The following is a 22504-nucleotide window of genomic DNA, read 5'->3' on the forward strand; positions in this document are numbered from 1 at the left end:
AAACCGATAAAAAGCGTCAATTATTCCGTTCTGTTTTGATCTAACAGGGGTAAAAATAAAGGGGCGTTAAGCCCCTTTGATATTTGTCCATCGTTTATCGGTATTATTTTCGTTTGCTTCGTTAAAGCGTTCGATGTTTGCCCCAATGCCACGCAATTTCTCTTCGATATGCTCATAGCCTCGGTCGATATGGTAGATACGATCAACGATCGTTTCCCCATTGGCAATACAGCCGGCAAGTACCAAGCTGATAGAGGCACGCAAATCCGTTGCCATCACTTGTGCGCCGGAGAGTTTTTCTACCCCGTGGCAGATGGCGGTATGACCTTCGATTTCCGCCTTTGCCCCCATTCTGATTAGCTCCGGAATGTGCATAAAGCGGTTTTCAAAAATTGTTTCGGTAATTTTGCTTGTGCCGTTTGCCACCACGTTGAGCAGGGTAAACTGTGCCTGCATATCCGTTGGAAAGCCGGGGTGAGGCATTGTACGGATATTGACGGCTTTAGGGCGTAAACCGTGCGAATCAAGGGTGATTGTGTCTTCACTTACCTCTACCTGCATTCCTGCTTCACGCAGTTTTTCAATCACGGCATCAAGGGTGTCGGCTTTCGTGCCACGGCAGGTAATACGCCCGCCGGAAATCGCTGCTGCGACTAAAAATGTGCCGGTTTCGATCCGATCCGGCACGATGTGATGCTCGCAGCCCGCAAGACGTTCTACGCCTTCAATGGTAATCATATCCGAGCCTGCGCCGCTGATTTTTGCGCCCATTTTGTTAAGGAAAATCGCCGTATCCACGACTTCCGGTTCACGGGCAGCATTTTCAATCACCGTTGTGCCTTGTGCGAGGGTCGCTGCCATCATTACCGAGAGCGTTGCGCCGACACTGACTTTATCCATCAAGACTCTTGCACCTTTTAAGCGTCCGTTTACTTCCGCTTTCACATAACCTTCGTCCAAGGTGATTGTTGCGCCCATTTTTTCAAGACCGGCAATGTGCATATCGACCGGTCTAGCGCCGATAGTACAACCGCCGGGAAGCGAAACTTGCCCTTGGTGAAAGCGAGTCAGTAACGGCGCTAATGCCCAAATAGAGGCACGCATTGTTTTAACCAATTCATAAGGGGCAACATAATGATCGATGCCGCTGGCGTCAATTTGCACTGCGCTCTGAGTATCTCGTTCAACAATCACCCCTAATTTGCGCAAAATTTTAAAGGTAGTTTCGACATCTTTCAGATCCGGCACATTGGTGAGGGTTACCGGCTGTTCCGCTAAGATAGCGGCAAATAAAATAGGCAGTGCGGCATTCTTTGCCCCTGAAATATTAACGGTACCATTGAGACTAACGGGGCCGTGAACACGAAATTTTTCCATATTAAGTCCTTAAATTAACACGAGAGACGGGCGGTAAGCGGTCGGTTACAGGCAAAAATCTGCAAAACGACTTGACGATTAACCCGGCATATTTAATAGACGCTCTCGTTTCCACTGTTCGTTGGTGAAGGTTTTGATCGTTAATGCGTGAATCGCATTGGTGGCAAATAACTCGGTGAGCGGTGCATAGATCATTTGCTGCTGTTTCACTTTTGAGAGGCTGGCGAATTGGTCGCTCACTGCGATCACGCCATAGTGTGAACCTTCACCTTGCACATAGACTTCATCAAGGGTGAGAGCATTTTTGAGGATTTCTTCAATTTGTTTCGGTTCGATCATTGTAACATTCTCTGTATAAAAAAGGGGAAAACCAAGCGGATAACCCAAAGAGCGCCGCTAACTTTTTGACCGTGTCGGGCGGGTTAATGACGCTATTGCAATTCTGCTTTTGATAGTGGTTGAGTAATTCAGCCAATAAGGTAAAGCCGGAAGAATCTATTTGGGTGAGCGATTTGAGATCCCAATAGATATGCTGATTGGCTTTCGGCGATAAAAAAGAAGCACGTTGCTTCCAAAGTGGAAGCAACGTGTCCCGTGTCAGTTCGCCGGATAACTGCACCATCAGGCTTTCGTTATTTTGCTGAATGTCCCATTTTAATGGACTTTTTGCATTCATAACAGTGTTATTATTTGCTCAATGTGATCGGCTGTTTGGCTGATTGCTCAACCTGTGCGGTTAAAGCGTCAATACCTTTTTGACGTAATACGCCGCTCCACTCGTTTTGTTTGGTTGCGACCATACTCACCCCTTCCGCAGCCATATCGTAGGCTTGCCATTCACCGGTACGGCTGTTTTTACGCCATTTGAAATCCAATTTGATCGGTTGAGCGTTGCCGGATTGCAACACATTGACACGGATACTCACAATAGATTTATCGCCAAGGGGTTTTTCCGATTCAATTTGCACTTGTTGATCACTATATTGGGTGAGAACTTGCGCATAGGATTGTTCGATAAATTGACCGAACGCCGTGAAAAAGGCTTCACGTTGTGCATCGCTCGCCGCCGACAAGTTTTTGCCTAACACTAATTGACCGGCATATTTAACGTGAATATGTGGCATTAAATCGTTACGCACGATAGTCCGTAAATAGTTCGGATCTTTTTTAATTTTGGCTTGGCTGGCTTTAATATCGCCAAACAGTTTATCCGCCGTTTGCTGCATCAACACATAAGGGCTGGTATTCGCAAACGCATTGTTTGCCATTAACGTTGATAGTGCAACAGCACCGGCAATCAATATTTTTTTTAGGGTTTTAATCATTTTAACACTCCAAGTTGATAGGGATTACCCACGTGTTTATTTCGCTTTGGGTTCAGCGGTATCATTAGTTTGGTCAGATTTTTTATCGCCGTATAAAAACTGACCGATTAAATCTTCAAGTACCATTGCAGAATTAGTATCAGCAAAGGTATCGCCTGCTTTTAGCATTTCTGTTTCGCCTTCAATCGTAAAGCCGACATTTAATGCAATATATTGTTCGCCAAGTAAGCCGGAGGTTTTAATCGACAGCGAGCTGGTGTCGGGAATCTGATTAAATTCCTCATTGACGGCTAAGGTAACTTTCGGGGTATAGGTTTTGGTATCCAACTCAATATTTGCTACTCTGCCTACCACGACCCCGCCGACCTTAATAGGCGCACGGACTTTTAGTCCGCCGATATTATCGAAAGTTGCATACAGGGGATAAGTTTTTTCCGCTGAAAATCCCTGTACGTTTGCCACACGCAAGCCGAGAAAGACTAACGCCCCCAAGCCAAGCAGTACAAACAGCCCGACCCAAAATTCATACTTAATTGATTGACGCATAATTGTCCTTAAATTTGATAAAAATCAACCGATGCAAGCGGTTTGATTATGCCATTTTTTTACCAATGTGATTTAACCGCCGAACATAATGGCAGTTAAAATAAAATCTAAGCCCAGTACCGTAAGCGATGCGTGTACCACCGTGCGAGTGGTTGCTTGGCTAATGCCTTCGGAGGTCGGTAGTGCATCGTAGCCGTTAAATAAAGCAATCCAGACTACCGCAAAGGCAAAGACAATGCTTTTGATAAAGCCGTTCAGCAGATCGGTCAGTGTAACGCTATTTTGCATTACCGACCAAAAACTGCCCGAATCTACCCCTTTCCAATCCACGCCGACTAGCGAACCGCCCCAAATACCGATAGCGGTAAAGATCACAGCCAAGATCGGCATCGCAATGACCCCCGCCCAAAAACGTGGCGCAACCACGCGACGTAGCGGATCAACCGCCATCATTTCCAAGCTAGAGAGCTGCTCGGTGGCTTTCATTAAGCCGATTTCGGCGGTTAATGCCGATCCGGCACGTCCGGCGAACAGCAGTGCCGTTACGACTGGCCCTAATTCACGCAGCAGCGAGAGGGAAACCAACTGCCCTAAACTTGTTTCGGCGGAAAAGTCCACCAAGACGACATAGCCTTGCAACCCTAGCACCATTCCGATAAACAAGCCGGAGAGCATAATAATCAATAATGATTGGACGCCTAAAACGTGGAGTTGCTTAATCAGCAGCGGCGTATGTTTGCGCCATTCCGGTTTGCCAACCAAAGCCCCCCAAAGTAAAAAGCTGGCACGTCCGAATGCTCTCACTGTACGGATCACCGAGCTGCCAAGGGAAGAAATAAACTTAATCATTAAATAATTCCTCCGTGTAGGCTTTTGCAGGATAGTGGAAACGCACCGGCCCGTCTGCTTTGCCAGCTAAAAATTGTACCACTTGCGGATCTTGACTGGCTTGTAATTGTGCCGGCGTGCCTTCGGCAATAATCCGTTTATCCGCCACAATGTAGGCATAGTCGGCGATACTCAGGACTTCGGTTACATCGTGGGATACGACAACAGAGGTCAGGTTTAAGGTTTGATTTAATTTTTTGATTAAATCAACAATCACACCCATACTGATCGGATCTTGGCCGGTAAACGGCTCATCATACATAATCAAATCGGGATCTAAGGCGATTGCCCGTGCTAATGCCGCTCGGCGTGCCATTCCGCCCGATAACTCGGACGGCATTAAATCCGCCGCACCCCGCAACCCGACTGCTTCCAATTTCATTAACACTAATTTGCGGATAAGGGCTTCGGGTAAGCGGGTATGTTCCCGTAACGGAAATGCCACATTATCAAAGGTAGAGAGATCGGTGAATAACGCCCCCGATTGAAATAACATTCCCATTCGTTGTCGAAGTTGGTACAGGGTTTTATTGGAGGCTGTGCAGATATTTTGACCGTCAAAGAAAATATCGCCCGATTCCGGCAGAATTTGTCCGCCGATTAAGCGTAAGAGTGTGGTTTTGCCGATCCCTGACGGGCCCATAATGGCAGTAATTTTGCCTTTTTGGACAGACAGATTGAGATTATCGTAAATCACCCGCTCACCCCGTTTGAAGGTGAGATGTTGGATTTCGACCAAATTTTGCGCTTGACTCATTCTGCGTTTCTCTTATTAAAAAAGGGTCCGGATAATCGCTAAACGGCTAAACAATGTCAAATCCTTTTAAATAAATTGACAAAAATTATCCAAATAAAAAGGCATACGGGTTGAATATGCCTTTATTACCCCGGTTATTTTGTAACAAATACGGTGTAACCGACCGCTTACAAGCTATTGTACATAGGTGATCACTTTCACCACTTTATTCACCCCTCTGACATTGCGGGCAACCTCTGCTGCTGCGTTTGCTTGGGTGTTAGACAAATTGCCCATCAAAAATACTTCGCCGTTTTCGGTGATGACTTTGACTTCGGTGGTTTTGACTTGGCTATTGACTAAAAGTTGCGATTTAACTTTAGTGGTGATCCAACTATCTTGACTGATTTGCCCGATGCCGATTTTTTGCCCGATGCGGATCTCGTTATAAACGGTGGAAACACCCTCCACGCCGGCGGCAATACTTTTTGCCGTCTCTTTTGCCATTTCGGTTGGGGCTTGCCCGATGAGCAGTACTTTACCATTGTAGGAGACGACATTGATGCGGGCTTCCTCTTTGATCTGATCGTCCTTATTTAACTGATAAGCCACTTTTTCCTCTAGGGTTTCATCATCTAATTGGCGACCGGCAGTGCGAGGATCGGTCGCAACTTTGGCAGCGGCCGCCGCCCCGCCAACAACGGCAGTGGCAAGACAGCCTTGTAGAAAAAGGCAGCAAAGAGTGAGTGTGCCAATGAGGGTAAAATGTTTTAATCGTGATGACATAGCGGTTTCCTCCGATTTAGTGAGCGTTTGGGTTGAACAGTAGGTTATCTACCAGCTCACACAGTAAATTTACATAAAATTGATGCCCCTCAATAATCCGCATTTCATTGATAGACGGCATCTCGATTTCAATATCGTTTTCACTCAGTAGCCCTTTAGTATGATCGTTTCGACTACTGGTAAAGACCAAAATTTCCAAATTTTCATTATTTGCAGAATTTATCGCATTCAGCACCGCTTGTTCATTCCCAAACGGCGAAAATGCCACCAATATATCGCCCTCTTTGGCGATGACCTGTAACTGTTTTTTGTAGATCTCGACCGCTTCGTTGTCTTGGCTCAAGCAACCCGCCAGTACACTGTCGAAATGCAGTAAATGTGCCGCAAGGCTCGGTCTGGCAAGATCATAACGGTGTAATAAATTGCTGACTAACAGTTGCGCATTGGCATAGGAACGACCATCGCCGCAGACAATAATTTTATTCCCCCGTAATAAGCAGCTCACAAGGCGGTTTGCCGCTTGCTGCAAACGTTGCGGCAAGAGTTCCGCTGCTGCAATTTGAATTTGAATACTTTCGCTAAACCGATCTCGAATTTTTTCTAACATATCAGCCTAAAAAATTTTTTATCCACAGGGGCGGTTGATTGCCTTCAAACACTACCACATCAAAGCGACAATCGGCGGTATCTAAACTCTGCCCACGTTCGTAGAGCCATAAATTTGCCGCTTTCAGCCATTTTTGTTGTTTGGCGGCGTTGATACTTTCCAATGCCGAACCGAATTGCGTATTTTTGCGTTGGCGGACTTCTACAAACACTAGGGTTTTGCCCTCTTGCATCACCAAATCCAATTCACCGCATTTGAAGGCTTGGTTTTGAGCGACATAGCTAAGCCCTTTCGTTTCCAAAAAGGCTCTCGCTTTTTGTTCAAACACCGCCCCTTGCGATCGCATTTAGTTTGCGCTCACGATTGAGCCGTTACGGTATTGCAGCCACGTCATTTGGCGTTCAATGTTGCAATTTGTACCAGCACTGAGTACTCCGGTTAAACCGGATACTTTATAGCCCGGAATTTGACGAAACTCGTTGAATTTATTGGCAATCGACCACGCATCCGATCCCATTGCGTATAGGCGCATCATTGAAAAATCGCTTTCGGCAAGGCTTTCCGCATTTTTATATTCAGCGGATTCCGCATCGGCTAACAGTGGGATTTCACTGAATTTTACCCCTTCCATCGTCAAACGAAATTCTGCCCCGTTATTTGGAGAATTACTGCGGGACGAGGTATAAAGTGGGAATTGTCCGGCTAATGTTGAGTTGTCGATCCCTTGCTTAATCTCTAATAGTTGATTGTTTGTGCCTAAAATATAGATACCGCTTTGGCTGGCTAGGCCGTTATTTTGCAATGAAGCGACACTTTCAAGCGGTTCGTTATAATAACGAATATCCGCATCTTTATTGGTGAGTTGCCGCCAACGTTGAGCGAACGCATCGGCGGAGCGTTGCCCGAAATCGCCTCTCGGCACAAGTAACACCGCGTGGGCAATGTTATCTTGGTATAAGCGCTCCGCACCGGAGCGGGCTTCGGCTTCCGGCGATAATCCGTAATAGCACACTCTCGCAACAGCTCTGGCATTGGCGGTGGCATTTAAGGCTAAGACGTTGAGGTCGTTAATTTGAGCGCTGCCCAACAAGGCATCGACACGCGGTTTGAGTAACGGCCCGATAACCGTTTGCACCCCTTGGGATTTGGCTTGGAGCAGTAAATCGTCCACCGGTGCCGTGTCGGTATCGTAGGTTTGCACGGCGATCGGGTTTGTGCCTTTGGCATCATCAAAACCACGTTTAATAATATCCCCTAAAATTTTAGCTTCACCGCTTAACGGTAATAAGAGTGCCACTTGGCTGAGTTGGGTTTGCTGAAATGAGGTAACATTTTGCAGCTCGGTCGGCATTAGGTTGGCTGCCGTATGATTTGGGTATTGAGATTTCCAGTATTGAATCGCCTGCGGTAAGGCGCTCGGGTTTGACATATTTTGATTATAGGTAACTGCCAATGCTAACCAACCGGCTAAACCGATTTCGTCCGCGGTGGCTTTTTCCAACATTCCCCGATTAGCGTTGCGTAACATTGCCCAAACGTGATCGTTGTTTTGCTGGCGGGCTTTATTATCGGTTAAATAGCGATCCATTAACGATCTGGCTCGCACCGCACCGATAACATCATTCTGATTTTCGGCAACACGGGCGTAGGTTTGATATACACGCAGTAACTGCGATTGGCTTAATTGCGGTTGTGGCAACCGTTGTAATTGAGCTAATGCTTGGGCATTATTGCCTTGGAGTGCCAACAGTTGAGCGGTTAAGAGTTGATACTCTAAACTTTGAACTTCGTCCAGCTTAGTGGTATCAATATCCGCCATTGTATTTTGCGCTTCAACCACTTTATTTTCATCAATCAATTTGCGGATAGCGAGCAAACGGTAGGTTTGTTGATCTTCAATTTTCTTGGTTTGATCGGCTTTGTTGATGTAAAACTCGGAATTTGCATAGGCTTCATTTTTGAGCGTTTCGGTGATTTTATTCCCTGCACACGCACTAAGAAACAGTGCAAGGGCTGTCGGGATAAAAACAGTTTTCATTTTTTGGCGAAAATGACGAGTTTGTAATAAAATAGTTGGCATTTTATTGCTCCATATTTAGAAAATGGGATGCGATTTTTCATTATCTTTAATGAAATAGTCGGATCTTACTTATCAAACAAGTGAAAATCAAATGAAAAACGGACACTCGCCTGAACAATTCGGCACATTATATATTGTTGCCACACCAATCGGAAATTTAGACGATATTACCCAACGGGCTTTACAAACGTTTGAGCAGGTCGATCTGATCGCTGCCGAAGACACCCGCCACAGTGGGCTATTATTAAGTCATTACGGCATTAAAAAGCCGTTTTTTGCCCTACACGATCATAATGAACAACAACGTGCAAATACGCTGATCGAAAAATTACAACAGGGGCAAAGTGTTGCGTTGATTTCCGACGCCGGTACGCCGTTAATTAGCGACCCCGGTTTCCACTTAGTGCGTTACGCTAGACAAGCCGGTGTAAAAATCGTTCCCATACCGGGTGCTTGTGCGGCGATTACCGCGCTATGTAGTGCCGGTATTGCCTCCGATCGTTTTTGCTTTGAGGGCTTTTTGCCGGCAAAATCTAAAGCCCGTCTAGAGCGGCTTAAAGCACTCGAAGATGAAAGCCGCACGCTGATTTTTTATGAATCCACCCACCGTATTTTAGAGACCTTGAGAGATATGCAAGCGGTCTTTTGCGACCGATTTCTTGTAATGGCTCGCGAATTAACTAAAACGTGGGAAACCATTCACGGCGCAGAACTTCCGGCTTTGATTGAATGGTTAGAGCAGGATCATCATCGCATTAAAGGCGAAATTGTGCTGGTGGTAGAGGGGAAAGTTGCAAGCCATACTGACGAGGCACTATCGGCGCAAAGCATAAAATTGCTCACCCTACTACACAAAGAGTTGTCGTTGAAAAAAGCGGCAGCGATTGTGGCTGAGACGTTCGGCGATAAAAAGAACGCACTTTACCAGTACGGTTTAGATCATTTTAAAACGCAACATTAAATCAACATTGAGGGATAATATGGCAGCGGAAGGCGCAAACTACCTAGTCAGCGTAGTAACATTACTTGGGGCGGCGGTGATTGCCGTGCCACTTTTTAAACGGCTCGGATTAGGGTCGATTCTTGGCTATTTAGCGGCAGGCTTGGTTATCGGGCCGTTCGGCTTCGGCATTTTTACCAATCCGGACAGCATTATTCATATTGCCGAACTGGGCGTAGTGATGTTCCTGTTTATTATCGGGCTGGAGATGAAGCCTTCGCATATTTGGGGGCTACGCAACCACATTTTTTGCTTAGGCGCATTCCAAATTTTTACCTGTATTGCCGCATTAACTGCCGTTGCTGTCGCTTACGGGTTTGATTGGAAAGTCGCATTTGTGAGTGCCGCCGGTTTTGTGCTGACCTCAACGGCAATCGTAATGCAGGAATTGAGCGACAGGGGCGATATTACCTCGCCGAGAGGGCAGCAGATAGTGTCGATTTTGCTATTTGAAGATCTGTTAATTGTACCGTTATTGGCGTTGGTTACCTTTCTTTCCCCCAATACCGTGGCATCATCACAGCCGGTTTGGCAGACGATTGGCATTGCGGGCATCTCCTTAGCATTACTGGTTGCCGCAGGGCTTTGGTTGTTAAACCCGTTATTTAAAATATTAGCCAAAACCAAAACCCGTGAAGTGATGACCGCCGCCGCATTATTGGTTGTACTCGGTTCTGCATTGTTGATGGAAATGGGCGGCTTATCAATGGCGATGGGCGCATTTGTTGCCGGCGTGCTACTCTCTGAATCAAGCTTTCGCCATCAGCTTGAAGCCGATGTTGAGCCGTTTCGGGGATTGCTGCTTGGGCTGTTTTTCCTTGGGGTTGGAATGTCGCTCAATTTATCGGTGGTGATAGCGAACTGGGGGCTGATTATTTCCGGCGTGCTTGCCTTTATGTTTGTGAAAGGGCTGGGGATTTACTGTGTCGCTCGGATTATGGGTAAGAATAATGCTAATGCCCTTGACCGTGCGATTATTATGGCGCAAGGCGGTGAGTTTGCTTTTGTGCTATTTGCCGCTGCTGCAAGCCAAAATGTGATCAGCGCCGAGGTGCAAGCCAATATGACGGCGATTGTTGTGCTGTCGATGGTGCTTACCCCGCTGTTCGTGATTGTGCATAAAAAATATATTGTGCCTCACTTGAGCAAGCAACAAGACGACATTGAAGCCGACCATATTGATGCCCAGCACCCAACCATTATTATTGGCTTAGGGCGTTACGGGCAAATTGTTAATCACCTGCTGATGATGACCGGCTGCCACCCGACAGTGATTGATAAAGATGCGACCTTGATTAAAGGAATGAAAAAACGGGGCATTAAAAGTTATTACGGCGATGCCAGCCGCCCTGAATTGCTACACGCAGCCGGTATTGAAAATGCGGAACTGCTGATTGTGGCGGTTGATGACAAAGCACAGGCTACCCACATTGTCGAATTAGCCCGTAAAATGAACCCGCACCTCAAAATTATTGCACGGGCTTACGACCGTTTACACGTCTTTGATTTATTCCGTGCAGGCGCGGACATTCAAGTGCGTGAAACCTTTGATTCAGCATTGCGTACCAGCAAAAAAGCATTACGGGCAATGGGCTTGGATCAGGCGTTAGTCGAAGAAATCGGCGAAGCCTATTTCTACCGTGATCGCCATAGTGTAAAAGTTATGGCGGAAGCCTACGATGCCGAAAGTAAAAAATTCCGCACGGAAGAATTTTTGAAAATTGCATTGGAAAACGACCAAGAAACAATGTTGGAAATTCAGCAAATTATGCAAAAAGAACGTTAATGTAGGCATAACAGGAAATGCAAGTCATTCACATTTTTCAAAAAGAGTAAATGCTAACTAATCTTATTTATCCGATAGTTATTTTCTATCAAATGAATAACTTATATCCATTTCCTGTTTTGAATATTTAGGTATATACTGCCCCCGTTTATTAAAACAACAACTGAAATTAACATAGGAGAAACAAAATGACTAATTCAATCGGTTTAAGTGTTGATTCATCTGAAAAACTCGCCAAAGAATTAAATAATCTATTAGCAAGCTATCAAGTATTCTATACCAACGTACGCGGCTACCACTGGAATATTAAAGGCGTGAGCTTCTTTGAATTACACGAAAAATTTGAAGAAATTTATAATGATCTAGTAGTAAAAGTAGATGAAATCGCAGAGCGTATTTTAACCTTAGGTCACGTACCGGCAAACGGCTTCAGCCAGTATCTGAATGCATCGTTAATCAAAGAGGATTTAGGCGTATCTTCTGCTCAACAATGCTTAACCGGTACATTGGAAGGGTTTAAAACCTTACTAAAACAGCAACGTGAAATCTTAGCCCTTGCGAGTGAAGCTGATGATGAAGGAACGGCATCTCAAATGAGCGACTACATCAAAGAGCAAGAAAAATTAGTGTGGATGTTCTCAGCAGCAGCAACCTGCGGCGTGTGCCAAGCCTAATTAAAAGTTGAATGAAAAATTAACCCTTTCTAAGTGATTAGAAAGGGTTTTTTATTGCTAGTATTTCACCGTATGCCCGTAGCTTTCAATAATGCCTTTAATATGTTCTAAGGATTCTTTGGAAGGTGGTAAAACGTCTTCCAACTCATATTCAAAGCCGAGGGTTTTCCATTTGTGCGCACCCAGTCGATGATAAGGCAATAGCTCTACTTTTTCGATATTCTCCATTCCTTGAATAAATTGACCGAGCAGGTGAATGTCCGCATCGGCATCTGTATAACCGGGTACTACCACATAGCGAATCCACGTCCGCTGGTTGCGTTTTTGCAGGTAGCGGGCGAAATCAAGGGTACGTTTGTTGGAAACGCCGATAAAATCCTTGTGGACATCTTCATTGAGCTGCTTTAAATCCAGCATCACTAAATCGGTTACGTCCAGCATTTCATCGATGACTTCATTGTAATGACGAACAAAACCGTTGGTATCCAAGCAAGTGTCGATACCTTCCGCTTTGCAGGCTCGAAACCAGTCCCGCACAAATTCCATTTGCAACATCGCTTCGCCACCGGATGCGGTAACACCGCCGCCGGTTGCCCGCATAAAATGCTTGTAAGTTACCACCTCTTTCATTAACTCTTCTACTGAAATGGTTTTACCGCCTTCCAAATCCCAAGTGTCTCGGTTATGGCAGTATTTACAACGCATTAAACAGCCTTGTAAAAAGAGAATAAAGCGAATGCCCGGACCGTCCACCGTGCCGCAGGACTCGTAAGAGTGATACCTTGCTAAAACTGACATATTTATCCTTAATCAATGACTTTTTGCAAAATAAAGGGCGAATCCGACCGCGTGTTAATAACCGCTGACATTTGGGTTAGCTTGTTCACCGTTTAATGTCGCGAGTAAATTGGCTAACAGGCTGGATGCGCCGAAGCGGAAATGATCGGCATTGAGCCAATCTTGCCCGAAGATCTCAGCCGCTAAGGCGAGATATTGCGCCGCCTCTTCGCTAGTTTTAACCCCGCCCGCCGCTTTGAAACCGACCTTATCCGCCGCCTTTAAATCTCGAATAGTTTCAAGCATCACTTGCGCAGATTCAAGGGTGGCATTCACAGCAACTTTGCCGGTAGAGGTTTTAATAAAATCCGCCCCCGCTTGAATGGCAATTTCGCTTGCTTGACGAATAAGCGCCGGTGTTTTCAGTTCACCGCTTTCAATGATCACTTTCAACACCACATTTGCCGCTTGGCAAACCGCTTTACATTGACGCACTAGCTCAAAGCCGATTTCCGTATTGCCCGCCATTAACGCACGGTAAGGGAAAACCACGTCCACTTCATCTGCGCCGTATGCCACCGCCGCCTTTGTTTCCGCCACCGCAATCTCAATATCCTCATTACCGTGCGGAAAATTGGTCACGGTGGCGATTTTGACCTGCTCAATGCCCAGTTGTTTTAAGGTTTTACGGGCAATCGGAATAAATCGGGGATAGACGCACAGTGCCGCCGGCGTGCCAAAATCAGTGTGAGCTTGATGGCAGAGTGCGATCACTTTTTCATCGGTATCATTATCATTGAGCGTGGTTAAGTCCATCAAAGAGAGGGCTTGTTGCGTAGTTTGAACGAGTGTCATTGGTTTTCTCCTTGCAAAAATAGAGGCAGAACCGACCGCTTGTATGGCAACGGTTCGAGTAGAAACGACAACACCACAGCGACCTGTGGTGTGTATTAGAACGCATACGGTTTACATTGTCATTACCGCACCGCCAATCCCGATAAATAAACCGGCAATGGCTGCACTCATTAAGTTAGATAATGTCCCGGCGATAACCGCTTTAATCCCCATACGGGCAACATCGCTGCGGCGGCTTGGTGCCATTCCGCCTAATCCGCCGATTAAAATTGCAATTGAGCTGAAGTTTGCAAAACCGCAAAGGGCGAAGGTGATGATTGCAACGGTTTTTTCGCTTAATTGCACTGTTGTTTCAGGGGCAAGGTATTTAACGAAATCCACATAGGCGACAAATTCGTTAAGCACTAATTTTTGACCAATCAATGAACCGGCAACTTGGGCTTCTTCGCCCCACGGCACACCGATTGCCCACGCAAGCGGTTGGAAAATATAGCCGAGTAACGATTGTAATGTTACATTTTCAAAGCCGGCTAAACCTGCCGCCCAGCCGATAAAGCCGTTTAACATCGCAATTAACGCAATAAAGGCAAGCAACATCGCACCGACATTCATCGCTAATTGCATACCGGAAAACGCACCCACCGCTGCCGCTTCGATCACGTTAGACGGTTTTTCCATATCGTCTTCGCTCAATTCATCTTTAGTGTTTTCCGTTTGCGGATAGATAATTTTTGCAAAGAGTAAACCGCCCGGTGCCGCCATAAAGGACGCTGCAATTAAGTATGGCAACGGCACGCCCATTTGTGAGTAACCGATCATTACCGCACCCGCAACAGAGGCTAAGCCGCCGCACATCACGGCAAACAGCTCGGAATTGGTCATTGATTTGATGTAAGGTTTAACCAATAACGGCGCTTCCGTTTGACCCACAAAAATATTTGCCGCCGCAGACATTGATTCCGAGCGGGACGTGCCTAATACTTTTTGTAACGCACCGCCTAAAATACGGATAATAAACTGCATAATGCCTAAATAGTACAGCACCGAAATCAATGCCGAGAAGAAGATAATCGGCGGTAAGACACGCAGTGCGAACACGAAACCGCCGCCACCGAACACTTCAAACATCTTGTCGCTGACTAAGCCGCCGAATAGGAATGAGATCCCGTCATTGCCGTAGTTGATCACTTTGCTGACCGCTTCCGCCGCTGCCAATAAGCCTTTACGACCCTGTTCCCAATATAAAATAATAGCGCCCATACCAATTTGAATGGCAAGTGCGCCGATGACCGTACGATAATTGATGGCTTTTTTATTACTGGATAATAAAAAGGCAATCAACAGTAAAATAACAATGCCAAACAGGCTCATTAGTGTATCCATTGGAAAACCTCAAAAAGTAAAAAAGCGCCGATGAGTTACACCTTAATCGGCAGGGAAAAATCCGCCATACTATACCGATTTTTTCGCCTAAAATCTTCAATTTTTTGCGATAGGCAGGATTGTTTCGCCCTAACATAAAAAAATTTGATCTAGTTCTCACTTTTATGCCCGATTGATTGCCTTTAGATGAAAATCCGATTATTCTTGGAGTTAATCTTCTTTTTTGTAAAGGATAACGGAGTTTTTATGTCAAGATTAACCAAACAACAAATTCTCGCTCAATTAAAACACGGCTTGGTCGCCTCTTGCCAACCGGTCGATGATGGCCCGATGGATTCACCGCAAATTGTTGCTGCAATGGCAGCGGCTTCTGTTGCGGGTGGTGCGGCGGCATTGCGGATTGAAGGCATTGAAAATTTAAAAACGGTGAGAGCGGCAGTTGATGTGCCGATCATCGGTATTGTTAAGCGGGATTTGGACGACAGCCCGGTGCGTATTACCCCGTTTTTGCAGGATATTGACGATCTTTATCACGCCGGTGCGGATATTATTGCGTTTGACGGCACGGATCGTATTCGCCCGACCACGATTGATGCCTGCGTCAAACGGATTCAGGCGTTGGGTGCGATGTCGATGGCGGATTGTTCAAATTTTGCAGAAGGCAGCTATTGCCAATCGCTCGGCGTGGATATTATCGGCAGCACAATGTCCGGCTATACGGGCGGTGAAATCCCGACAGAACCGGACGTGCAATTAGTGCGGGATTTAGTTGCACACGGTTGTTGCGTAATGGCGGAAGGACGCTATAACACCCCTGAACTTGCTGCGTTAGCGATTGAAAACGGCGCTTATGCGGTTACGGTCGGATCGGCGCTCACCCGCTTGGAGCATATTGTCGGTTGGTTTGTACAGGCGATTAACCGCCGCCAAGGAGCATAAAATGGGTGTCTGTCTAGCGATTGATATTGGCGGCACCAAAATTGCGGCGGCATTGGTACGCTTAGTGGGGAAACACGTCGAGGTCAGTGAACGGATGCAAATCCGCACGCCGCAAAACCCGGACGCTGAAGCACTGGAAAAGGCGCTTTCCGATGTGCTGAAACACTTTGCCGAGCAGTTTGATACTGTGTCGGTTGCCTCTACCGGTATTATCCGAGACGGCATATTAACCGCGCTAAACCCGAAAAATTTAGGGAATTTGGCGTTTTTTCCGCTCTACGAAACGCTCCGTAAAAAGACGGATAAACCGATTACGTTGTTGAATGATGCCCAAGCTGCCGCTTGTGCGGAATATTTAGCGCAAGACGATATTGAAAATTTTGCGTTTATTACCGTTTCAACCGGTGTCGGCGGCGGGATTATTCTCAACCGCCGACTGTTTACCGGCACAAACGGCGTGGCAGGGCATATCGGACATAGCCTTGCCGATCCGAATGGGGAGGCTTGCGGCTGCGGACGGGTAGGCTGCGTTGAAGCGGTGGCGGCGGGACGGGCTATTGCGCGTGAAGCGGCTAAATGGCAATCACCGTGCGAACCGCCGGAAGTGTTTGAACGCTTTCGGGCAGGTGAAGCGCAAGCGGTCGCATTGGTCGATAAATCTGCAAAAGCGATTGCCAACTTAATTGCCGATCTGACGATTAACCTTGATATTCAACGCATTGCGTTAGGGGGAAGCGTTGGCTTAGCACAGGGGTATCTTGGTAGGGTTGAACATTTCCTCGCACAACTGCCGGCAATTTATCGCCCGCAGATTGTTTTAGCGCATTACGCCCAAGATGCCGGTTTAATCGGAGCGGCTTGGTGGGCGGCAAACTGTGAGAAGCCCTAGCAAGTGGGCAGATGAGAGTGAAAATTTGCAATATAGTAGTTTTACAATGCTAACGATTGCTTATAGGGAGCAATGCTTTGCCTCTTTGACATTAGGTGATATGTAAAGAGGCTGGGCTTGCCCTCCAACATAAGATTGAACCCTCTATTTTGTTAGGCTTGTTGCATTAGGCTTGTTACATCATACCTAAAATGCACGTTCCATTACCGTTGTATAATCTAAGCACCTTACTTTGCTAAGGCGTTTTGCCTTTCATCATTCAACTGCCGTTTCATTAAAATATCGGTTTGTAGATCATTGCCGAGTTGGAAAAGGTGGCTGCCAAAGGGGACAAAACCGTTTTTCTGATAAAACGTCAAGGCGTTGTGGTTGTGTTCCCAAACACCGAGCCAAATCAAATCTGCCGTCCGTGCTTTAGCTTGTTGTACGGCAAATTCATACAAGGTTTGCCCGATACCTTTGCCCTGCCACTCTTTAAGCACATAAATGCGTTCAATTTCAACGGCGTTATCCGTTTGCCGCTCGGTTTGTGCCTCGCCGAGATTGAGTTTGAGGTAGCCAATCGGTTCGCCTTGCTGTTCGGCAAAATAAAAATACATATTCGGATTGGACAATTCTTTACCGAGTTGCTCGGCGGAAAAATGCTGCGCGAGATAGCCTTGCATATCTTCAGTGCTATTGTTGTCGGCAAAGGTATCGTGAAATGTTTGGCGGCTTATTGCTTGCAAGGCAGGCAGATCGTGCTGATTTAACGCTCTAATCTGCATCTTCAACCTGCCATTCGTAGTTCAGCCATTCCGTGTTTTGTGCTGCGCCTAATCGTGCATAAAAGCGTTTACCGTGTTCGTTCCAAGGGGCGACCGTCCATTTGATCTGTAAGCAACGATGTCTGCGGGCCTCTGCTTTCAGCCCTTGCATCAGCTTTTCGCCAACCCGTTGATTACGATAATCCGAATCGACATACAACTCTTTGAGGTAGATTGCCGGGCGATTTTGAGCGGTGAAAGGCAGGAAATAATAGACGGCAATGCCGACCAGTTTATCTCCCTCAACGGCAACCAGACTGTGAAAATCGGGCGGCTGTTTGTCGAAGCCGCATTGTTCGATAATTTCCGGTGTGATCGCAAAGGATTCAATGTATTTTTCAAACACGGCTAATTCCCGCATTAGCCGCCACATTTGTGCGGCATCTTGTCGTTGAGCTGGACGGATTTGGATAGTCATTGTATGTGTTCCTGTTGTGTAAGGCGAAGTTGTTGTTTCAAGCGTTGTTGTAATTGGTCGAGTTGATCGAGCAGTGTGTTGCAGTGTTCCGTGCCGAAAGCGGTGGCAACGGCACATTCCGCTGCGGTTAAACGCTCAATCAGTGGTTGGGTGAAGTGTTGTCCTTTTGCCGTTAAGCTGATCAATTTGCTGCGTTTATCCTGCGGATCAGGAAGAAATTGCAGAAAACCACGCTCATCTAACCGCTTGCACACGGAGGTAACGGTCTGTTTCGGTAAGCTCCACTTATCACCGATCGCAGTTGGCGAGCTTTGCCCATAACGCCCGATATGGTAAAGAAAATGCAGCTCGTTGAGGGTGAGATCGTATTGTTTCGCCCATTGGGCATAAATTTGTGAAAGTTGGGCGGAAAGGGTGGCAAGTTTATCGAATGGGTTCATCATTATTCCTATTTCGGACTAAGTGGTTTGCATTTTAGTCCGAAATAGGAATAATATCAAGTTCTCCAAATGAGATTTTGAGTGCTATCAAGTATTAAGTCGGTTAGAATAGGGTAACTTTTACTATTGAGGAGTTTAAAATGAAAAAATCCACACTGGCATTGGCACTGCTTGCCACACTTGGTTTATCGAACGTTGCCGCTGCACAAACCGGTTGGTTTGTGAAAGGCGATTTGGGCTACGGCAAACTCTCTTTGAAAGCACCGGGAGTAACCTTCAAAAAGAATAACTTTAGCCAAACGATTGGCGCAGGCTATGATTACGGTGATTTCCGTTTATCCTTGGATTATACCCACAATCAAAAACTTAAAAGTGAAGATAACCGTTTCGGTTCATCGGTGAAAGCGGATTTAACTGTACATCAGATCGGTTTTAATGCGGTTTATCGTTTTGCTAATGAGAGTGCGGTAGCGCCTTATCTCGGCGCACGGATTAGCGCAAACTTTGTAAACAGCAATACCTATATCCGTGAGCCCGGATTAACCTTAGAAACCGAAACATCGGATCTAAGAACAGGCTACGGTGCATTGGCAGGGGTAGAGTTCAAACTGGCGGATCATCTGAATGCTGATGTGGGTGTACAGTATGATTATTTAGGCAAAATTGATAATGTGAAAGTCCAAAATATTGGTGTGAAAACCGGTTTACGCTACACGTTCTAAGTTGGATTTAGCAGTTAATAAAAAGGCTCATTGATTGAGCCTTTTCTTTTATGAGGTTATCGCCACGCTTTAAATTGGTTGATTAAACCGTTGGTGGAACTGTCGTGGCTGGTAATGGCCTCGCTATTTTCCAACTCCGGTAGAATACGATTGGCAAGCTGCTTGCCCAGCTCTACGCCCCACTGATCGAAGCTGTAAATATTGAAAATGACCCCTTGCACGAAAATTTTGTGTTCGTACATTGCAATCAATGCCCCCAGTGTGAACGGCGTGATTTTTTGGACTAAAATCGAGTTGGTTGGTTTGTTGCCTGTAAACACTTTAAACGGCACAATCTCTGCAACATCTGCCAATGATCTGCCCGCTTGCAAGAACTCTTGTTCAACGGTTTCTTTCGATTTACCGAAAGCGAGCGCTTCTGTTTGAGCAAAGAAGTTGGATAATAATTTACTGTGATGATCGCCGATCGGATTATGGCTCTGTGCCGGTGCGATAAAATCGCACGGAATCAGTTTTGTGCCTTGGTGAATCAGTTGATAAAACGCGTGCTGCCCGTTGGTGCCGGGTTCGCCCCAAATAATCGGGCCGGTTTGATAATCGACCGCTTTACCGTCTCTGCCGACAAATTTACCGTTTGATTCCATATTCCCTTGCTGGAAATACGCAGCGAAGCGGTGCATATATTGGTCGTAAGGCAAGATAGCCTCAGATTCCGCACCTAAGAAGTTGTTGTTCCAAATGCCGACTAACGCAAGAGTAGCGGGAATATTTTGCTCAATCGGGCTGTTGAGAAAGTGTTGATCCATTGCGTGTGCACCGTCTAGCAACTGCTCAAAATGCTCAAAGCCTAATGATAACGCAATGGACAAGCCAATCGCTGACCAAAGGGAATAACGTCCGCCAACCCAATCCCAAAACTCAAACATATTGGCGGTATCAATACCAAATTTAGCCACTTCTTTCGCATTGGTGGAAAGGGCGACAAAGTGTTTTGCCACCGCCGATTCATCTTTTGCCGCCGCCAACAACCACTCACGAGCGGAAAGGGCATTGGTCATTGTTTCTTGTGTGGTGAAGGTTTTAGATGCCACCAGCACCAAAGTCGTTTCCGGATTGACTTTACATAGCGTTTCGGCAATATGCGTGCCGTCCACATTGGAGACAAAGTGCATATTCAGGTGGTTTTTGTACGGACGCAATGCTTCGGTTACCATATAAGGGCCTAAATCCGAACCGCCGATACCAATGTTGATCACATCGGTAATCGCTTTGCCGGTATAGCCTTTCCACTCGCCCGAAATTACCCGCTCGCAGAACGTTTTCATTTTGGCTAAGACTGCATTTACCTCCGGCATCACATCTTTGCCATCCACTTCAACCGGTGTATTGGCACGATTGCGTAAAGCAGTATGCAACACGGCACGGTTTTCGGTACGGTTAATTTTTTGTCCGCCGAACATTGCGTAAATTGCCGATTTAAGCTGACATTCGTCCGCAAGCTGACGGAGCAAGGCTAATGTTTTCTCGTTAATCACATTTTTAGAAAAATCGACCAAGATTTGATCGTGAAATAGGAGAGAAAATTTATTGAAACGTTGCGGATCTTCACTGAAAAGCTGCGAAATAGTGAGATTATCCGCTTTATGCTGCATTAACGCATTCCAAGCGAAAGTTTGGGTTGGGTTGATTTTTTGCATTGACTAACGTCCTCTACTAAGTTTAAACATTCGGCGATGATGAGTTTTGGTTTTGCTCGGTGAAAGCATCTAAGCGTTTTTCTAACTCATTTAATTTTTCACGGGTACGGAGCAAAACCTGAGATTGCACATCAAATTCCTCACGGGTAACGACGTCTAATTTAGTCAGTTGTGCCTGCAAGATCTGCTTGAATTTTTCTTCTAAATCATTGCCGACATTTTTAAGACTTTGCGGGAGTACACTGTGAAGTTGTTGTGCGAGGGATTCTAAGTTTTTCGGATTAAGCATAGTCGTGATTTCCTTTAAAATGATAGGGCTAATTTTAAAGAATTTTGGCTTGGATAAAAAGTAAAGAAATGCGAAATCAGTGGAAATATTTGCATTATTTATTGAAAGGAAATGGCTGGAGTACTAGGATTCGAACCTAGGAATGCTGGGATCAAAACCCAGTGCCTTACCGCTTGGCGATACTCCAAAAGAAAAAACTAACTGAAAAGTTAGTCTGATAGAGTTGATAAAAAAGATGGCTGGAGTACTAGGATTCGAACCTAGGAATGCTGGGATCAAAACCCAGTGCCTTACCGCTTGGCGATACTCCAGTCGTATTTTTACAAGCTGATAATGGTGCGGGACGAGGGACTTGAACCCACACACCTCGCGGCGCCAGAACCTAAATCTGGTGCGTCTACCAATTTCGCCAGTCCCGCAACTTTGGTGGCTACAGCGAGATTCGAACTTGCGACCCCAACATTATGAGTGTTGTGCTCTAACCAGCTGAGCTATGTAGCCCTTATTGCGTTCACCATATCGGCTTTGCGGGGCGTATTATGCTGATTTCACCCTACCTCGTCAAATACTTTTTTTAAAAAACGATTTTTTTCGTTTTGTTTGGATAGGCTTTAGACAATTTGCTAAAAAAAACAACGATATTGCGTTATTTTCCTCTGTTTAAGCCGATTGCATTTCCGCTTGGAGCTTTGCTAAAACAGGGGGAATTTCCGGTAATACGCCCTCCCAAAGTTGAAATGCGAAAGCTGCTTGCCCGACTAACATTCCCAGCCCGTCCTGCACTTTTTGCACCCCTTGCGTGCGGGCGTAATCTAAAAACGGCGTTCGCATAGCCGCTGCATATTGCATATCGTACACTCGGCTGCCGGCAAAGTGCTTTGGGGTAATCGGCACATACTGCCCCTGTAAGCCGAGCGAGGTTGCGTTGATGATCACATCAAACGACTGCTCGGCAATCTCGGCTAAGCAAGCGGGCTGAATTTCGCCGAATTTTGCAAAGTTTTCGGCTAAACCGACCGCTTTCTCTGGGGTGCGGTTATAGAGCGTGATACGCTGCTTGGCTTTTAAAAGTGGATATAACACGCCTTTGGTTGCCCCGCCTGTGCCTAAAATCAGCATACGTTGATCAGCAGCCAGCCAGCCGAGCCGTTGTAAATCGGCGACTAAACCGAGTCCGTCTGTGTTGTCGGCATATAAACGTCCGTCAGCTAAACGTTTGAGCGTGTTACAGGCTTGTGCCTGTAAGCAACTTTCGCTATGAACATCGGCGAGGGCAAACGCCCGCTCTTTAAAAGGCGCAGTAATATTGGCTCCATTTGCACCGTTAGCGAAAAATTGGCGAAGCTGCGCTTCAAAATTGAGATTATTCCCCAGTTCCGCAGTATAGCAAATCGGCTTGGCGGTTTGCTCGCTAAACAGTTGGTGAATACGGGGCGATTTGCTTTGAGCGATCGGATTTCCCCACACGGCATATTGATTCATCG

Annotated in this window: 26 protein-coding genes and 4 tRNA genes; 6 read left to right on the forward strand and 24 right to left on the reverse strand. The window is 46.1% G+C overall.

The features are described from left to right. Positions 1 to 66: 66 nt before the first annotated feature. The 11 genes from murA to E4T80_RS01200 form a co-directional block, all read right to left on the reverse strand. The gene (murA, locus tag E4T80_RS01150; RefSeq protein ID WP_135054199.1) at positions 67 to 1377 is read right to left on the reverse strand and encodes a UDP-N-acetylglucosamine 1-carboxyvinyltransferase; all 1311 of its coding nucleotides are present in this window, start codon (positions 1375 to 1377) and stop codon (positions 67 to 69) included. 78 nt (positions 1378 to 1455) lie between these two features. Continuing rightward, positions 1456 to 1713: a BolA family protein gene (locus E4T80_RS01155; protein ID WP_135054372.1), complete on the reverse strand. Its 258-nt coding sequence runs from the start codon at positions 1711 to 1713 to the stop codon at positions 1456 to 1458. Continuing rightward, complete coding sequence (locus E4T80_RS01160; protein ID WP_135054201.1) at positions 1694 to 2053, reverse strand: STAS domain-containing protein; 360 nt, start codon at positions 2051 to 2053, stop codon at positions 1694 to 1696. The genes E4T80_RS01155 and E4T80_RS01160 overlap by 20 nt, the downstream gene beginning before the upstream one ends. A 10-nt stretch (positions 2054 to 2063) precedes the next feature. Continuing rightward, positions 2064 to 2702, reverse strand: coding sequence for a phospholipid-binding protein MlaC (mlaC, locus tag E4T80_RS01165; protein WP_135054203.1), 639 nt, complete (start codon positions 2700 to 2702; stop codon positions 2064 to 2066). Positions 2703 to 2738: 36 nt separating this feature from the next. Further along, entirely contained in the window at positions 2739 to 3248 is a 510-nt protein-coding gene (gene mlaD / locus E4T80_RS01170) for an outer membrane lipid asymmetry maintenance protein MlaD (RefSeq protein WP_135054205.1), read from the reverse strand. A 72-nt stretch (positions 3249 to 3320) separates the two neighbouring features. Continuing rightward, entirely contained in the window at positions 3321 to 4097 is a 777-nt protein-coding gene (gene mlaE, locus E4T80_RS01175) for a lipid asymmetry maintenance ABC transporter permease subunit MlaE (protein ID WP_135054207.1), read from the reverse strand. Beyond that, positions 4090 to 4893, reverse strand: a complete 804-nt coding sequence (gene mlaF, locus E4T80_RS01180; protein WP_135054209.1) for a phospholipid ABC transporter ATP-binding protein MlaF — start codon at positions 4891 to 4893, stop codon at positions 4090 to 4092. Before mlaF ends, mlaE begins: the two co-directional genes overlap by 8 nt. Positions 4894 to 5067: 174 nt before the next feature. Next, positions 5068 to 5658 carry a division/outer membrane stress-associated lipid-binding lipoprotein gene (gene dolP / locus E4T80_RS01185; RefSeq protein ID WP_135054211.1) on the reverse strand — a complete coding sequence of 197 codons (591 nt, stop codon included), beginning with the start codon at positions 5656 to 5658 and terminating at the stop codon, positions 5068 to 5070. Between the two features lie 16 nt (positions 5659 to 5674). Beyond that, positions 5675 to 6265, reverse strand: a complete 591-nt coding sequence (locus E4T80_RS01190) for a D-sedoheptulose-7-phosphate isomerase (RefSeq protein ID WP_135054213.1) — start codon at positions 6263 to 6265, stop codon at positions 5675 to 5677. A gap of 1 nt (position 6266) precedes the next feature. After that, the gene (locus tag E4T80_RS01195) at positions 6267 to 6611 is read right to left on the reverse strand and encodes a YraN family protein (RefSeq protein ID WP_047976479.1); all 345 of its coding nucleotides are present in this window, start codon (positions 6609 to 6611) and stop codon (positions 6267 to 6269) included. After that, entirely contained in the window at positions 6612 to 8345 is a 1734-nt protein-coding gene (locus E4T80_RS01200; RefSeq protein ID WP_047976480.1) for a penicillin-binding protein activator, read from the reverse strand. Between the two features lie 91 nt (positions 8346 to 8436). Here E4T80_RS01200 and rsmI point away from each other — a divergent pair, with 91 nt between their 5' ends. The 3 genes from rsmI to E4T80_RS01215 all read left to right on the forward strand — a co-directional run bounded on the left by rsmI (position 8437) and on the right by E4T80_RS01215 (position 11805). Continuing rightward, complete coding sequence (gene rsmI, locus E4T80_RS01205) at positions 8437 to 9306, forward strand: 16S rRNA (cytidine(1402)-2'-O)-methyltransferase (protein WP_135054215.1); 870 nt, start codon at positions 8437 to 8439, stop codon at positions 9304 to 9306. A gap of 19 nt (positions 9307 to 9325) precedes the next feature. Further along, positions 9326 to 11131: a monovalent cation:proton antiporter-2 (CPA2) family protein gene (locus E4T80_RS01210; RefSeq protein WP_135054217.1), complete on the forward strand. Its 1806-nt coding sequence runs from the start codon at positions 9326 to 9328 to the stop codon at positions 11129 to 11131. 188 nt (positions 11132 to 11319) lie between these two features. Continuing rightward, positions 11320 to 11805 (forward strand): Dps family protein, encoded by a 486-nt coding sequence (locus E4T80_RS01215; protein WP_047976483.1) that lies wholly within the window; start codon positions 11320 to 11322, stop codon positions 11803 to 11805. A 57-nt stretch (positions 11806 to 11862) separates the two neighbouring features. Here E4T80_RS01215 and pflA read toward each other — a convergent pair whose 3' ends face one another. From pflA to E4T80_RS01230, 3 genes are all read right to left on the reverse strand, one after another. Further along, positions 11863 to 12603 carry a pyruvate formate lyase 1-activating protein gene (gene pflA, locus E4T80_RS01220; protein ID WP_135054219.1) on the reverse strand — a complete coding sequence of 247 codons (741 nt, stop codon included), beginning with the start codon at positions 12601 to 12603 and terminating at the stop codon, positions 11863 to 11865. Between the two features lie 54 nt (positions 12604 to 12657). Beyond that, positions 12658 to 13437 carry a deoxyribose-phosphate aldolase gene (gene deoC / locus E4T80_RS01225; RefSeq protein WP_135054221.1) on the reverse strand — a complete coding sequence of 260 codons (780 nt, stop codon included), beginning with the start codon at positions 13435 to 13437 and terminating at the stop codon, positions 12658 to 12660. Positions 13438 to 13548: 111 nt separating this feature from the next. Further along, entirely contained in the window at positions 13549 to 14820 is a 1272-nt protein-coding gene (locus tag E4T80_RS01230) for a NupC/NupG family nucleoside CNT transporter (protein ID WP_135054223.1), read from the reverse strand. A 246-nt stretch (positions 14821 to 15066) separates the two neighbouring features. Between E4T80_RS01230 and E4T80_RS01235 the strand changes: the two genes are divergently transcribed. Both E4T80_RS01235 and E4T80_RS01240 read left to right on the forward strand, forming a co-directional pair. Then, the gene (locus E4T80_RS01235; protein WP_135054225.1) at positions 15067 to 15759 is read left to right on the forward strand and encodes an N-acetylmannosamine-6-phosphate 2-epimerase; all 693 of its coding nucleotides are present in this window, start codon (positions 15067 to 15069) and stop codon (positions 15757 to 15759) included. A 1-nt stretch (position 15760) separates the two neighbouring features. Further along, positions 15761 to 16648 carry an N-acetylmannosamine kinase gene (locus tag E4T80_RS01240; RefSeq protein ID WP_135054227.1) on the forward strand — a complete coding sequence of 296 codons (888 nt, stop codon included), beginning with the start codon at positions 15761 to 15763 and terminating at the stop codon, positions 16646 to 16648. 227 nt (positions 16649 to 16875) lie between these two features. Here the strand turns inward: E4T80_RS01240 and E4T80_RS01245 are convergent, their stop codons facing one another. From E4T80_RS01245 to E4T80_RS01255, 3 genes are read right to left on the reverse strand one after another with little or no spacing between them, the layout of a single operon-like run. Beyond that, the gene (locus tag E4T80_RS01245; protein WP_135054229.1) at positions 16876 to 17415 is read right to left on the reverse strand and encodes a GNAT family N-acetyltransferase; all 540 of its coding nucleotides are present in this window, start codon (positions 17413 to 17415) and stop codon (positions 16876 to 16878) included. Next, positions 17405 to 17872 (reverse strand): GNAT family N-acetyltransferase, encoded by a 468-nt coding sequence (locus tag E4T80_RS01250; protein ID WP_135054231.1) that lies wholly within the window; start codon positions 17870 to 17872, stop codon positions 17405 to 17407. The genes E4T80_RS01245 and E4T80_RS01250 overlap by 11 nt, the downstream gene beginning before the upstream one ends. Beyond that, the gene (locus E4T80_RS01255; RefSeq protein ID WP_135054233.1) at positions 17869 to 18312 is read right to left on the reverse strand and encodes a MarR family winged helix-turn-helix transcriptional regulator; all 444 of its coding nucleotides are present in this window, start codon (positions 18310 to 18312) and stop codon (positions 17869 to 17871) included. The genes E4T80_RS01250 and E4T80_RS01255 overlap by 4 nt, the downstream gene beginning before the upstream one ends. 140 nt (positions 18313 to 18452) lie before the next feature. Between E4T80_RS01255 and E4T80_RS01260 the strand changes: the two genes are divergently transcribed. Beyond that, on the forward strand, positions 18453 to 19034 hold the full coding sequence (locus E4T80_RS01260; protein WP_135054235.1) for an opacity family porin: 582 nt from the start codon (positions 18453 to 18455) through the stop codon (positions 19032 to 19034). Between the two features lie 56 nt (positions 19035 to 19090). On the opposite strand, the gene pgi is transcribed toward E4T80_RS01260, so the two are convergent. From pgi to aroE, 7 genes are all read right to left on the reverse strand, one after another. Continuing rightward, positions 19091 to 20731, reverse strand: coding sequence for a glucose-6-phosphate isomerase (gene pgi, locus E4T80_RS01265; RefSeq protein WP_135054237.1), 1641 nt, complete (start codon positions 20729 to 20731; stop codon positions 19091 to 19093). Positions 20732 to 20753: 22 nt separating this feature from the next. Beyond that, positions 20754 to 21020 (reverse strand): ubiquinone biosynthesis accessory factor UbiK, encoded by a 267-nt coding sequence (gene ubiK / locus E4T80_RS01270; RefSeq protein ID WP_047976493.1) that lies wholly within the window; start codon positions 21018 to 21020, stop codon positions 20754 to 20756. Positions 21021 to 21132: 112 nt separating this feature from the next. Beyond that, a tRNA-Gln gene (locus tag E4T80_RS01275) sits at positions 21133 to 21207 on the reverse strand. 49 nt (positions 21208 to 21256) lie between these two features. Beyond that, positions 21257 to 21331 (reverse strand) — tRNA-Gln (locus E4T80_RS01280). 23 nt (positions 21332 to 21354) lie between these two features. Then, a tRNA-Leu gene (locus E4T80_RS01285) sits at positions 21355 to 21439 on the reverse strand. 5 nt (positions 21440 to 21444) lie between these two features. Then, positions 21445 to 21521: transfer RNA gene (locus E4T80_RS01290), tRNA-Met, on the reverse strand. 159 nt (positions 21522 to 21680) lie between these two features. Beyond that, complete coding sequence (gene aroE, locus E4T80_RS01295) at positions 21681 to 22502, reverse strand: shikimate dehydrogenase (RefSeq protein WP_135054239.1); 822 nt, start codon at positions 22500 to 22502, stop codon at positions 21681 to 21683. Between the last annotated feature and the right edge of the window lie 2 nt (positions 22503 to 22504).

It is taken from the genome of Muribacter muris, assembly GCF_004569585.1.
GTDB lineage: Bacteria > Pseudomonadota > Gammaproteobacteria > Enterobacterales > Pasteurellaceae > Muribacter > Muribacter muris.